The following is a 13700-nucleotide window of genomic DNA, read 5'->3' on the forward strand; positions in this document are numbered from 1 at the left end:
GGAAGGAGGATGAAGAATGGAGACGAAGTTAGCACGCGTCCAGAAAAAACGGATGAAGGAATACGCTGCGAAAGTAGGGATGAATGACTTCTCGACAAAAATGAAGAGCTTTCTATTAGGAGTGCAAGGGAACAACGGATTTTTGTTCAAGGTCTGTGTGTACAGCCTTCTGATCGGAATTGGATTCGTCTATTTATTCCCGATCATCTACATGGGATCCTATAGTTTCAAATCCTTGGAAGACCTGTTGAACCCACTGGTCAGCTGGATTCCCTCCACTTTCTATTTAGATAACTATGAGGTGGCCTACAGGGTACTGGACATGCTGCCGACCTTGATGGAAACGTTGTACGTCACTGTGATTCCATCGGTTGCCCAGACCGCGGTTGCTGCGATCATCGGATATGGGTTTGCCAGATTTGAATTTCCGATGAAAAAAGTGTTATTTGCCCTGGTACTGATCACATTCATCATACCGCCCCAGGTGCTTATGATTCCGCGGTATGTGTTCTTCAATGAACTTGAATTAGTCGGAAGTATTTTCGCCTTCTTGTTACCAGCTGCTTTCGGTCAGGGGCTGAACAGCGCGATATTCATCTTGATTTTCTATCAGTTCTTCCGGATGATGCCTAAATCCCTGGAAGAAGCCGCCCATTTAGATGGTGCCGGACATTTCCGGATTTTCTTACGGATCGCCCTTCCAATGGCTGTTCCAGCGATCATCATTTCCTTTTTATTTTCGTTTGTGTGGTACTGGAATGAAACGGCACTTGCGAGTCTGTATTTTGGTAATGAGCTGACGACTTTACCGATTCAGTTAGAAAAGTTCAATGCGACGTTCGATAAGTTGTACACGGGAGATGCGGAAACTCAAAATATTAATGAAGGGATCAGTATGGCGGGGACGATGTTGTCCATCTTGCCTTTGCTCATCGTCTATTTCTTTACGCAGCGCTGGTTCGTCGAAGGCGTGGACCGCTCAGGTATTACCGGGGAGTAAGCCATCATTGGGAAAATTAGGTTCGTTGCATATGAAGAGGTGTGGAGTGGCTGGGAAACGACTCGCTTTCCTGCGGGGGAACTGTCAAGCCTCCTCGTTCGCTGCGCTCTCTGTGGGGTCTTGACTAGCTCCTTCTCCCGCGGGAGTCTCGCCGTTTCCCAGCCACTCCCGTTTTCCTTGAGTTTAACGAACCTTTTCAATATTGGTTGGTTCACACCATAATAGCGTTTCTGTAATTCCCAATCAAAAGTAAGGAGGTCCAGGAAATTGCGAGACTCCTGTGGGAATAGAGTTCATGGTGAGATCCCGGAAGGCGAAGCCTGAGGAAGCTCACCGGACTCCCACGGAAAGCGAGTAATTTCCTGGACCTCCCCCACCGTTTTAAGTAAACAGAAACATCCATGCGATAAGTCTCGAAGCAGAGTCGCCAACTTAATAAGTTTGCAATGAATAGGCTCCCAGCACTAACAAATAATATTTTTTTATTAACCAATTGAAACGTTTCAATAAAAGTAGAAGTTGATTAATGAATAGGAGATGAGAAATGATGTTAACGAAAGATACGACGATTAAACAGACAGCAGGCGAGTATAGCTTCACGTTTTTAAACAGCGGGGACATAGCAGAGATTTCATACCAGTCATTGATGCTCAACCAGCTGATCTCCAATCCCGTTGATGGATCACTGAACAACCTTTACTTACGTGTACACCAGGAGGATGGTATTCATGCTTATCCCCTGCTTGGAGTGAACTCAACAAGTGAAGTGGCTTTCGGTCAAAGACAGATGACGTGGACAGGAAAGATAGAAAACCTTTCCTATCAAGTCGTTTTCCATCTAACCGATCAAGGGATCTGGTTCTGGGAAGTCAACGTGGAAGGAAATGACCAGGAAGTTGACGTCATTTATGGGCAAGACCTTGGACTGGCTGAAAAAGGAGCCCTCCGAAACAATGAAGCGTACATATCGCAATACATCGATCACCGCATTTTCAAGGATGATGCTAAAGGTTATGTCGTCTGTTCCCGCCAGAATCAGGGCCAATCCACTGGTTTTCCATATTTGCAACAAGGGGCATTGACACGTTCTATTGGCTATTCCACAGACGGGTTTCAATTCTTCGGCAAGTCTTATAAAGAAACGAACCAACCGGAAGTCCTGGTAGAACCTACGCTTGCGAATGAAATTTATCAATATGAATTTGCCTACACCGCCCTGCAATCAGAGAAAGTGAAATTATCTGGTAAGCAACAATTTGTGTTCTACGGATTGTTTGAGGAAAATCATGAGTCGGCGGTCACCGAGCTTGAATTTGAGGACCGGATTGCGGAAGCGTGGAACGAGGTGCAAGCAAAGGAACTTACGGAATTGGAGCCGGTCGAAAAAGTTGCAAAAGCTGATGGAGTCGGAGATGTGTTATGCGGGGAGGAGCTTTCCAGTGATGAAATTAACCAGCTTTATCCTCATCGCCACCAGGAAGAGTGGAATGGAAACACCTTGCTTTCTTTCTTCACAGATACGCATGAACACGTCGTACTGAAAGAGAAAGAAAACCTTGTAGAGCGCCCGCACGGTCACATTTTGATGTCCGGACAGAATGATCGTCTTAAAGAAAATACGGTCACCTCCACTTCCTGGATGTATGGAATCTTCAATGCGCAGACCGTTGTCGGGAATACGAATTTCAACAAGCTTTTGACGAATGCCCGTAATCCCTTGAATGTCTTGAAAACATCAGGCCAGCGGATTTACGTGAAGGTCGATGGGGCCTATCGCTTGTTAACGATGCCGTCAGCGTATGAATTAGGCTTCAATTATGCACGCTGGTACTACAAAACGGCGGACGAAACGTTCGTGATCACCACCTATACGACCCTTGATACACCAGAAGTGCGGATCAGTGTCCAAGCTAAGAGTGGAAACTCCTATCGTTATCTCGTGACGAATCAAGTGGTTATGCATCCGAATGAATATGAAGTGCCGTATCAGGTCGAACGAAATGGACAAGTCATTACTATTACAGCTGACTCAGCTTCTATGAATGCCCGTGTTCATCCCAATCTCACGTATAAACTCCATGTGGAAGGAGCTGATTTTGAGCTAGCTGATGAGCAAAAGCTTGTCACGAATGTGCAGCCAGATTCCGCGTCACTCGTTGTATGTGAAATTGAAGCAGCGAGTGAGTGGGGAATAACGATGCAGGGGCTCCTTCACGGGGAAGAGCTTCCGCTTGAGAAGCGGATGGCCATTGCCGAAATCGACCGCTATCGTAACTATTACCGAGAAGTGATGAATGGATTCCATCTATCTCATGAAGGTAAGGATACCGAAGAGTACAACAAAGTGAATGCCCTTGCCTGGTGGTACACCCACAATATGCTCGTTCACTTTTCCGTACCGCATGGCCTAGAGCAATACAGCGGGGCGGCCTGGGGAACGCGTGATGTATGTCAGGGACCAACCGAGTTCTTTATGGCTACTCAGAACTTTGATTCTGTGAAAGAGATCATCAAAACCGTCTACACCCATCAGTTTGAAGAGGATGGCAGCTGGCCGCAATGGTTTATGTTCGATCAATACGCGCATATCCAGGCGGGAGAAAGTCATGGGGATGTCATCGTCTGGCCTTTGAAAGCCTTAGGTGATTATTTAGAAGCGACAAAAGATTATGAGCTTCTAAAGGAGAAGGTGCCTTTCTCGAAACGAGATGATGGATTCGCGCTGACGGAGGAGACGGCGACGATTTTTGACCATGCGAGAAAACAGATTGACTATATCAAAGATCATTTCTTACATGATACACATTTATCCTCTTACGGAGATGGTGATTGGGACGATACCCTTCAGCCAGCTAACGCTCAATTGAAGCAGTATATGGTCAGCAGCTGGACAGTCGCCTTAACTTATCAGGTGATTGAAAAGTTATCAGCGGTTCTTGAGGATGTTGAACACGAAGCTTCAGCTGAACTGGCTCTGCTTGCCGCTGGGATTGAACGTGACTTTAAGACATTTATGCTAGAGACCGATATTTTGCCTGGATTTGTTTATTTAGAAGATAAAGAGCAAGCGGAACTGATGCTTCACCCACAAGATACGAAAACGGGCATAGACTACAGATTGCTGCCGATGCAGCGAAGCATTATAAGTGAATTACTTACGGCCGAACAGGCAGAAAAGCATTATCAAATCATTAAGGAAAACCTTTATTGCCCGGATGGGGTACGATTGATGAATCGTCCGGCGAATTACGTAGGCGGCGTCAGCACCCATTTCCAACGCGCAGAGCAAGCAGCGAATTTTGGCCGGGAAATAGGACTGCAGTATGTTCATGCTCACATCCGTTTCGTTGAAGCTATGGCGAAGCTAGGAAAAGAGGATGAGGTATGGCAAGGATTGCAAAAAATCAATCCGATTGGAATTCAGAGGGTCGTGCCGAATGCGGAAACGAGACAGAGCAATGCGTATTTCAGCAGCTCGGACGGGAAATTCAACACGCGTTATGAAGCTGCTGAACATTTCGATCAGCTGCGCGATGGTTCCGTCGCCGTGAAAGGCGGATGGCGCATTTATTCAAGCGGTCCAGGAATCTATATGAATCAATTGATTTCCAATTGCCTGGGCATCCGACAGGAAGGAGATGACATGGTCATTGATCCGGTTCTTCCTGAAAGCTTTGACGGATTAACCTTCGATTTTCAAATCAATAACAAACCGGTTACGTTCGTTTACCATCTCGGAAATAAAGAGGAGCGTGTAACGATCAATACTCAACCGGTAGAAGCAACGTTTCTGAAGAACACTTACCGGGAAGGGGGGCTTCGCATCAACCGTAAAGATGCGGAGGGTCTCTTTAACGAAGAAAACAATGTGATTGACATTTATCTTTAAGGAATAGTGAGAAGGCTAAGCCTCTTGTTTCATCAAGAGCAGGAGGCTCCTTTTTTCAAACGTATGAACGTACATAATTGCTATAAAGAATCAGAGAGGAGACGGTAAAGTGATTGAGATTAAAAATAAACAAATCCTGATTGACGGAGAACCTCAGCTCATTATGTGTGGGGAAATCCATTACTATCGACTGGATCGATCAGAATGGCAGGATCGCATCGATAAGTTAAAAGCGTCGGGGTGCAATGCGGTTGCTTCGTATGTACCCTGGCTTTGTCATGAAGAAGTGGAAGGAGAAATGGATTTAGAGGGCAGAACACGTCCAGAACTAGATTTAGTCGGGTTCATTGATTTGTGTGCAGAGAATAACCTTTATTTTTTTCTTCGTCCAGGACCATTTATTATGGCGGAAATGAAAAATGAAGGTATTCCTCACTGGGTCATCGAAAAGCACCCGGAGATCGTCCCCGTCACATGGGATGGGAAGAAAACTTTAGCGAAAACGCTGGATTATATGGCACCGAATTTTTTGAAGGAAACGAAGAAATGGTACGAGGCTGTGATGGCGATTACCGCCCCAAGACTGCAAACCAATGGCGGGAATATTATCGGGGTGCAGCTGGATAACGAAGTAGGCATGCTTTCATGGGTTAGCAATTGTCCAGATTTGACCGAAAATGTCCTTACTCATTTTGTCACCTGGGTGAAGGAACGTTACGACGAGAAAACGTTGAAGGAGCGTTATCCTTTTGACCTTGACCAGTCTGCTGCCTGCCACAGATCGATCCGCTCTCCGAAAGAATCGTATGTCAGTGAGCTCCATTTTGACCTCGGTTACTTTATGCGGCACCGGTTTGCAGAGTATATCGCAACTTTAAGAGCTTATGCTGAAGAATTCGACGTTAAGGATATCCCTTTTATAGTTAATATCCACGGTACTGGCGGAGGGAGAGGATTCACATTTCCGATCGGCATCAGTCAGCTATATGAATCTTATACCCAGGCACCAGGCTACCTTTCAGGATCGGATATATATTTTGGCGATTTGACGATGGAAAGCTTTCAAGATCTTTATTTGATCAATGGGTTCATGGATGCCGTCCACAACCCGGACCAGCCGTTGACATCTGTAGAGTTTAATTGCGGTGATGGAAATTTTGGAGATAATTTCAGCGGGAGACTCGATCCCTCAGCGGCTGATTTCAAGACACGGATGTGTGTGGCTCAAGGAAATCGTTTGATCAATTACTACTTAATGACCGGTGGCCGAAACTATCGGATGAGCCATAAGCGTGGGGATGGAAATGATCGGATTGCGTCGACAGGGGAACGGCATGGATTTGCAGCCCCGATTGGCCCGGAAGGGGAGCTGAACTACACGTTTCCTCGAATGGCTCACTCCATCCAAACGATGATGGCCGTTTCCGATAAGCTCGCCGTCATGGAGGAAGAAAAAGATGGGATCGCTTTTGGCTTTATCCCTGATTATTATATGACCGAATCCCGTTATCCCGAGAGCGAAAAAATGAGAGAAATCTATCAGAATATCGAGAGTAACCGTTCAACGGCTGCGTGGGAGAACATGGGTCGGGCGATGCTTTTGGCAGGCTATCGCTTTGGTTCAGTCGATATACAAAACAAAACCATTAACGTGGCTGAAACCCCTGTGCTGGCGCTTCCATCCGCACGCCATATGGACCGATCCATTCAAGAAAAACTCGTCACCTATATGAATGATGGTGGCGGATTGCTCCTTTATGGAGAAGTTCCTACCCATGATATGGAAGGTCATCCGTGTACGGTTTTGTCAGAGGCGATGGGCGTTCGGCCGTCAGGAATTAGACTCGCAGGTCCGACTTATGATTTATCTGTTTTTGCAGAAAGATGGGCGGAAGGCCGGGCTGAAATCCGCGTTCATAAGGCGCAGGTATTTGAGCTCGAATCAGAAGTGGAGCCTTTAATCAGGGTTTATGGAACAGATGAAGTGTGCGGATTTGAAACAAATGTAGGAAAAGGGAGAGCCGTGGTGGTGGCTACGCCATATAAGTGCGATATCAGCTTGTTCCAGCAGGCGATTGAACGACTGGGGGCGAAGGTCATTTTAACAAACGACAGCAAGTATCATGGCGTCTTCATGACTACAACCGCCAATGACCAAGGGGAGAGGTTCCTTCATCTTCTCAATCTAGATGGGTTTGATAAAGAGCTATCAATTTATGAAAGTGGCGAAAAACTGATGGATGGACGCAAGCTGGAACTGCAAGCAAAAGAAGGCGTCATGCTTCCGCTGAATGTAAGATTCAATGATATTGAAATTGTCTACGGGACAGCGGAAATTGCAAGCGTCGAAGCGGATGCGATTGCCTTCCGTCTGACTCAGTCTGAGGATTGTATTGTTTTCAAAACGAACCGGGAAATCGTTCCAGGTGAAAACTATGATGTCCAAAAGGAAGGTGACCTCTTCTATCTTCATTCTCGGAACCATGCAAAGGTGGATGATCAGCTGACTGTCCGTTTCCAGCCCGTACGCTAAGGTTTCTCATTAAAACTTTAAGGGGGTGGGGGATGAACGGATCTGTACCAATTGTGATCGAATCAGTAGGGACGGAAATGATATCTCAAATCTTGTATTCACAGAAAGGGAGATTACTATGAAAATCCTATACCTTGATATTGATTCTCTAAGACCAGATCATCTAGGGGTATACGGGTACCATCGCAACACCTCACCAAATATAGATCGTATTGCAGAAAAAGGAGTTCGATTTACGAATTATTATGCCTCCGATGCTCCTTGTGCTCCTTCTAGGAATGCACTATTCAGTTCGCGCTTCGGCATTCATACCGGATCGGTCAACCATGGAGGACTCGATGCGGACGTAAGACCGATCGGAAAAGATCGCCCATTTAACCTTCATCATAGCCCTTATCAGGCATGGGTGGATGGCCTTCGTGTCAAAGGACATCATACGACGATGATCAGTCCATTCCCTGGACGCCATGCGAAATGGAACGTATTAGAAGGGTTTCTAGAAGTACATGATACCAACAAACAGGCAGGGGAAACCGCTGGTGATGTATCCAAAGAAGCTATCCGTTGGATCAAAGGACGGGGAACGGAAAAAGAGGATTGGTTTTTATATTTGAACTTCTGGGATCCTCACACGCCTTACCGTACACCTGAAGATTATGGGAATCCGTTTGAGAATGATCCAGCCCCAGACTGGCTGACTGATGACATTATTGCTCAACATAGAGAAAGTTATGGACCGATGAGTGCTACAGATCTTCCAGCAAGAGATCAATGGCCGAATCTCCCAGAAGAAATTACAAATGTAGAAGACTTCAAGCGATGGATCGATGGCTATGATACCGCGATCCGTCACGTCGATGATCATATAGGGATGCTCCTTGATGCCCTGGACGAGGAAGGAATGCTTGAAGAAACAATGATCATCATTTCGGCCGATCACGGGGAAAACCAAGGGGAGTTGAATGTGTATGGAGATCACCAGACGGCCGATCACATTACAAGCCGTATTCCTCTGATCATGTCTGGTCCCGATCTGAAACAAGGTCATGTCGATGAAGATTTCCACTACCAGATCGATGTAGGTCCGACCTTGACGGAGTTGGTGGAAGGAGAACTGCGAGAAAAATGGGACGGAACGAGTTTTCTTCCTGCCATTACGAAAGGTGAAGAAGCAGGAAGACCGTATCTCGTGGTAAGTCAGATGGCCTGGAGCTGTCAGCGTGGTGTTCGATTTGATAACTGGATGATGATCCGAACATATCATGATGGATTGAAAGACTTCCCAGACTTGATGCTATTTGACATTGAAAAGGATCCTCATGAAACGACCAACCTTGTAGATGAGAAACCTGAGGTTGTCGGAAAAGGAATGAGACTCCTCGACGAATGGGTAGCGGAGCAGATGGCTTCCTCAGACTCTCCCATCGATCCGATGTGGAATGTCATTCATGAAGGCGGTCCGTTCCATACAAGAGGGGATTACGATAAACATGTGCAAAGACTCAGAGCCCGTGATAAACATGAAGCCGCCAATCGATTAGAGTCGCGCCATCAAAAATTTATGAATTTTTACAACGAATAAGGGAGTAGTGGACTTGGATGTACACGACAGAGCTTTATAAAGAATTACCAGATAATGTCAAAAGCTTTTTTGATCGACAGTATGAAGATTCTTATCGTCTATTAGATGCGTCCCGTCATCCAGAGACAGGTTTATATGCCGATGGTTGGATGGCGTTTGAAGAAAACCCTGAGAAAAAATGCTCCATCGCGGCGACCGGCGTTGGTTTAATCGGTCTTTGTGTCGCTGATATGGAAGGCTGGGACGAGCAGGCTGCGGAAAAAGTCATCATCACCTTAAGCGCTGCCTTAGGAAAAATCGATAACTGCCAGCCTGCTCGTGATGAGAAAACCGGATTTTTTGCTCACTTTGTAGATATGGAAACAGGAGAAAACCTGAGCTCTGAAATCTCGACCATTGATACGTCATTATTAGTGGCTGGTGCGCTGTTTGCTGGGCAGCACTTCAAAAAGACCGTACCTCAAATCGATGTCATGGCGAATGAACTTTTGAATGAGATCGACTGGAGCGTCGTAGTCGCTGATATCGATACAGGTTCCATCAACATGGTGGTAAAAGATGGAGAAGGAATCATGTCACTTCCAGCCTATAATGAATATGTGCTGGTCGCTCATCTAGCTATGCTGGGCCAGCCGGAAAATCCAAACATCCAGGATTTATGGAACAAGAATTTTTCTGAAGAAAAGATCAGTGAATTGCCACAGGTTCATTATCGGGATCTTCCTGTTTTGACCGATACAAATGGAGAGAAAGGCGCAAATTCCTTTCTATCTTCTTTTGTCCATCAGTTCCCTTTTTACCTTGTACCGGAATATACAAAGAGCGAGGTTTACCGTAAGTTCTATGAAAATGCTTGTACGGCTGACCGGTTAAAGTGGAAAGAGCGTCACGATGTCCCTTCCTATGTGTGGGGGTATGGGGCCGGTCCGAACGACGGGCTGCACGGAGGATATCACGCGGATAAAATCAACAACTCACCAGGAGATGTGGCATCCGCTTATATAGTGGCAGGATTTTTACCAGTGTATCCCGCTGGAATCTTTGATTTATATGCGTTATATCAACTCCACCTGCCTTATGATACGTATGAAAATCCAGAAGATAAAGAGGATGAGCGTAAACTTCGAGAATCCTATCGTTACGGTCTCCATCGGTATTCCTGGTGGCATCTGAAAGGTTCAGAGAAAAAGTATCCGACCAAGGTAACCTTGATCGATTGGAGTTCCATGCTGTATGGGTTGACGGCTTTTAAACGGGGGACATCATTCTTTACGAATCGACTGACTGATAAAGTTAATCAGCAAACCACTTAATCATTTGACATTCTTAATGGAAAAAAGGATCAACTACTCGATTAGTTGATCCTTTTATCTAATCGAAAGGAGTATCCAAATATGGATTTAAGAATAATGACTTATAATTTAAGGGTTGATCTTCCTCAAGATGGTATGAATAGCTGGACTCATCGTGCCGACAAAGTGTACAGGATGTTAAAGAAGCATGAGCCGCTTGTTTTAGGGGCCCAGGAAGCATTGATCCACATGATAAAAGATTTAGAAAATCGCTTTTCTGACTATAGATGGATTGGAGAAGGAAGACGAGGGGGAACGAGCGATGAATTCTGCCCGATTTTCTATAATCACGAGGTACTAGAATGTGTAGATTCCGGACAGTTCTGGTTGTCGGATCAACCGGAAGTGCCGAATAGTATAAGCTGGGACAGTGATTTTCCAAGAATATGCACGTGGGGACATTTTCAATCGAGGGAAAATCCATTTGATAATTTTATTGTTTACAACACTCATCTTGACCATATCAGCCAGCCAGCAAGAGAGAACGGCATCGCATTAATTTGGGAAAGGATGCACAGTCATTACAGAGAAAAAAATATCCCCATTGTATTGACCGGTGATCTGAACAGCCAGCCAGATGATAGGGTTATCCAGTTTTTAAGAGGCAACGCATCTATCCGAGTATTAACAAAGGATTTGCAAGATTCATATGCAGTTTTAAACGAAACTCTAGGAAACACTTTTCATTCTTTTCAAGGCGGGTCAGAAGGAGCACCCATCGATTACATATTTTGCACGCAAGATGTTAAGGTATTAAAAACAGAGATTGATAGAAATGCTTACGATGGAAGATATCCGTCTGATCATTATCCTGTCATTTCCAAAATTGAATTCTGAAAAGGAGGAGGGGAAGTAATGAAACGTGCCTGTTGTTCAGCGAGCCGGACTACAGTCGAAAGTAAGCTTAGCCCAGATAAAGGTAAGATAACAACAACGGAAGGTAAAGCGGTTAAGTTTAAAGAAAAAATGGTGTATTTGCCTGGAGGAGAGTTTTTAATGGGGACTGATGATAAAGAAGGTTTTCCGTTTGATGGCGAAGGCCCTGTTAGAAAAAAACAAGTCCAGCCTTTTTACATAGATCGCCACACGGTCACGAATACAGAATTCAAACAATTTGTCGATGAAACGGGATACAAAACAGAAGCCGAACATTATGGATGGTCTTTCGTCTTCTATCAATTTATTCCAAAAGATTTTCCCTATCAGGTTCAGCAACTTCCAAATACACCCTGGTGGTTGGCGACAGAAGGAGCGTATTGGTTCCAGCCTGAAGGGCCGGGGTCATCGATTGAAGGTCGTATGGAGCATCCGGTCATTCATGTATCCTGGAATGATGCAGTGGCGTTCTGTGATTGGGCAGGTAAAAGATTACCAACTGAAAAAGAGTGGGAATATGCAGCGCGCGGGGGATTAGTACAAAAGAGATATCCATGGGGAGATGAACTGACTCCAAAGGGTCACCATTACTGCAACATTTGGCAGGGAGATTTCCCACGTGAGAATTCGGAAGAGGATGGATATATAGGGACTGCACCTGCTCAGACTTTTCCGACCAATGGGTACGGCCTTTTTCATATGGCGGGGAACGTCTGGGAATGGTGTTCCGATTGGTTCTCCAATCACCCAGAGAAAAGGATTGATCCGAAACGTTTGAACAACGAGTCTCCGAAAGTCATGCGAGGCGGTTCTTACCTTTGTCACTTCTCGTATTGTAATCGTTATCGTGTTGCGGCTCGCAGTTCGAATACAATGGATAGTTCTACTGGTAATATTGGATTCAGGTGTGTGGCAGATGAGGAGAAATTCTAGTGGTTCTAGTAAACATGACTTTAACTGTAGAAGCTGTTTCCTTTACTAAAAGGAAGGCAGCTTCTTTTAATTTTTTTGACCAGGAATCAGTCGGTGATAATTAATTATCCTTTTTGGTTGATGGTATAAATAAACTTAGAATCAAAGCGATGATAGAGGTAATGGTTGCAACAAAGAAGGCTGTATTTACTCCTTTTACCCCGACGAAAGAACCCCCTTGTGATGATAGAGTCATAACGACAATGAGCAGAGCAGTCCCGATGCCAGCTCCAATCTGTCTTGTCGACGACCCAACGGCAATTCCATGGGATATGTATTTTTCTGAGAGCTCATTAAGTCCTGCTGTTCTCACTGGCATATTGATCATCGAGATTCCGAGCATGCGTGCTGTTTGTACAAACGTTAAATACCCGATTGTCGTCTGCGGGGTCAGGCGGGTAAGCATAAACGTGAAGAGGGCCAGCAGGACAGCTCCACCAATGGATAACCATCTTGCTCCTTTCCAATCAAAAAGCTGGCCGGCAAAAAAGGATACAATACCAAGAACGACAGCCCCTGGCAGCAGGACTAGTCCTGATTGGAAAGGGGTTAAGTTCATGATCGATTGCATATAGATAGGCAAAATCGTTTCCGCACTAATCATAGAAGCAAAAGAAATCATCGCTATGACTGAAGTAATTGAATAAATGGGATTTTGGAAAACCCTCAAATCTAAAATTGGTTTTCTAATCAGGAATTGTCTGCAAACAAACCAAATGATTGCTGCTGCACCTGCTAAGACGGATCCCCAAACCTCCCAATCACTCCAGTCTCTTACTCCTGCTGTATTACATCCATATAGGAAAGCAGCCAGACCAATGGAAGAGAGTAGCACGGAAGGCAGGTCTAACCTTGTAGGCTGCTGTTTCGTAACATTTGTTAGAACAAAGTAACCAGCAGCCATGTCCAGGGCAATGATGGGCAGTAAGACGAGAAATATCATTCGCCAATCATAAAATTCTAACAGCCAGCCAGAAAATGATGGACCTACTGCTGGAGCGAAAGCCCCTATCAGTCCAGATAACCCCATCATTTTACCGCGCTTTTTCATAGGATAAACAGCAAAAATGACGGCGCTCACTAAAGGTAGAAAAAGCCCGGCACCGATGGCTTGAAAAACTCTGCCTAACAGGAGCACATTAAAATCGTAAGCAAGGAATCCCAACGTCGTGCCTACAGAAAAGCTTAGCATGGCCGCAAAAAAGATTTGGCGAGATGTGAAACGGTTAAGTTCATAGGCTGAAACTGGCGCAAGTAAGCCAATAATGATGACAAAGATTGAATTCAGCCACTGGGCTGTATTTGCAGAAATCGAAAGGTCGTTCATAATTACAGGAATGGCCGTTGTCATGACAGTCATACTTAAAACAGAAAGAAAACTTCCTGTTAAAATTATGGTCATGATCGCTTTGTTTGAATTCTTAAATTTACTCATTACCGTGGCCCCCTTCTCAATTGTCATCGTACAAGGGAGCAGGTAGAAATACATACGCATT

General features: G+C 45.1%; 8 protein-coding genes. 7 read left to right on the forward strand and 1 reads right to left on the reverse strand.

All coding sequences use genetic code 11. The annotated features are described in order from the left end of the window. Window positions 1–16: 16 nt before the first annotated feature. The 7 genes from HM131_RS05755 to HM131_RS05785 all read left to right on the forward strand — a co-directional run bounded on the left by HM131_RS05755 (window position 17) and on the right by HM131_RS05785 (window position 12165). On the forward strand, window positions 17–1000 hold the full coding sequence (locus HM131_RS05755; protein WP_232324884.1) for a carbohydrate ABC transporter permease: 984 nt from the start codon (window positions 17–19) through the stop codon (window positions 998–1000). A gap of 544 nt (window positions 1001–1544) precedes the next feature. Further along, the gene (locus HM131_RS05760) at window positions 1545–4889 is read left to right on the forward strand and encodes a GH36-type glycosyl hydrolase domain-containing protein (protein WP_085028822.1); all 3345 of its coding nucleotides are present in this window, start codon (window positions 1545–1547) and stop codon (window positions 4887–4889) included. Between the two features lie 109 nt (window positions 4890–4998). Continuing rightward, complete coding sequence (locus HM131_RS05765) at window positions 4999–7422, forward strand: beta-galactosidase (RefSeq protein WP_085028823.1); 2424 nt, start codon at window positions 4999–5001, stop codon at window positions 7420–7422. Between the two features lie 118 nt (window positions 7423–7540). Continuing rightward, window positions 7541–9004, forward strand: coding sequence for a sulfatase family protein (locus tag HM131_RS05770; protein ID WP_085028824.1), 1464 nt, complete (start codon window positions 7541–7543; stop codon window positions 9002–9004). A 17-nt stretch (window positions 9005–9021) separates the two neighbouring features. Next, window positions 9022–10317 carry a hypothetical protein gene (locus HM131_RS05775; protein WP_085028825.1) on the forward strand — a complete coding sequence of 432 codons (1296 nt, stop codon included), beginning with the start codon at window positions 9022–9024 and terminating at the stop codon, window positions 10315–10317. Between the two features lie 81 nt (window positions 10318–10398). Beyond that, window positions 10399–11193, forward strand: coding sequence for an endonuclease/exonuclease/phosphatase family protein (locus HM131_RS05780; protein WP_085028827.1), 795 nt, complete (start codon window positions 10399–10401; stop codon window positions 11191–11193). Window positions 11194–11211: 18 nt separating this feature from the next. Then, the gene (locus HM131_RS05785) at window positions 11212–12165 is read left to right on the forward strand and encodes a formylglycine-generating enzyme family protein (protein ID WP_085028829.1); all 954 of its coding nucleotides are present in this window, start codon (window positions 11212–11214) and stop codon (window positions 12163–12165) included. Window positions 12166–12265: 100 nt separating this feature from the next. Here HM131_RS05785 and HM131_RS05790 read toward each other — a convergent pair whose 3' ends face one another. Next, window positions 12266–13639 carry a DHA2 family efflux MFS transporter permease subunit gene (locus HM131_RS05790; protein WP_198162730.1) on the reverse strand — a complete coding sequence of 458 codons (1374 nt, stop codon included), beginning with the start codon at window positions 13637–13639 and terminating at the stop codon, window positions 12266–12268. Window positions 13640–13700: the final 61 nt, after the last annotated feature.

This window comes from Halobacillus mangrovi (assembly GCF_002097535.1).
GTDB classification, from domain to species: Bacteria; Bacillota; Bacilli; order Bacillales; family Halobacillaceae; genus Halobacillus; species Halobacillus mangrovi_A.

Excerpts from the sequence above, each read along its gene's own strand:
- HM131_RS05755 (WP_232324884.1), top strand. The coding sequence starts at position 17 with ATGGAGACGAAGTTAGCACGCGTCCAGAAAAAACGGATGAAGGAATAC.
- HM131_RS05760 (WP_085028822.1), top strand. The coding sequence starts at position 1,545 with ATGATGTTAACGAAAGATACGACGATTAAACAGACAGCAGGCGAGTAT.
- HM131_RS05770 (WP_085028824.1), top strand. The coding sequence starts at position 7,541 with ATGAAAATCCTATACCTTGATATTGATTCTCTAAGACCAGATCATCTA.
- HM131_RS05775 (WP_085028825.1), top strand. The coding sequence starts at position 9,022 with ATGTACACGACAGAGCTTTATAAAGAATTACCAGATAATGTCAAAAGC.
- HM131_RS05780 (WP_085028827.1), top strand. The coding sequence starts at position 10,399 with ATGGATTTAAGAATAATGACTTATAATTTAAGGGTTGATCTTCCTCAA.
- HM131_RS05785 (WP_085028829.1), top strand. The coding sequence starts at position 11,212 with ATGAAACGTGCCTGTTGTTCAGCGAGCCGGACTACAGTCGAAAGTAAG.
- HM131_RS05790 (WP_198162730.1), bottom strand. The coding sequence starts at position 13,639 with ATGAGTAAATTTAAGAATTCAAACAAAGCGATCATGACCATAATTTTA.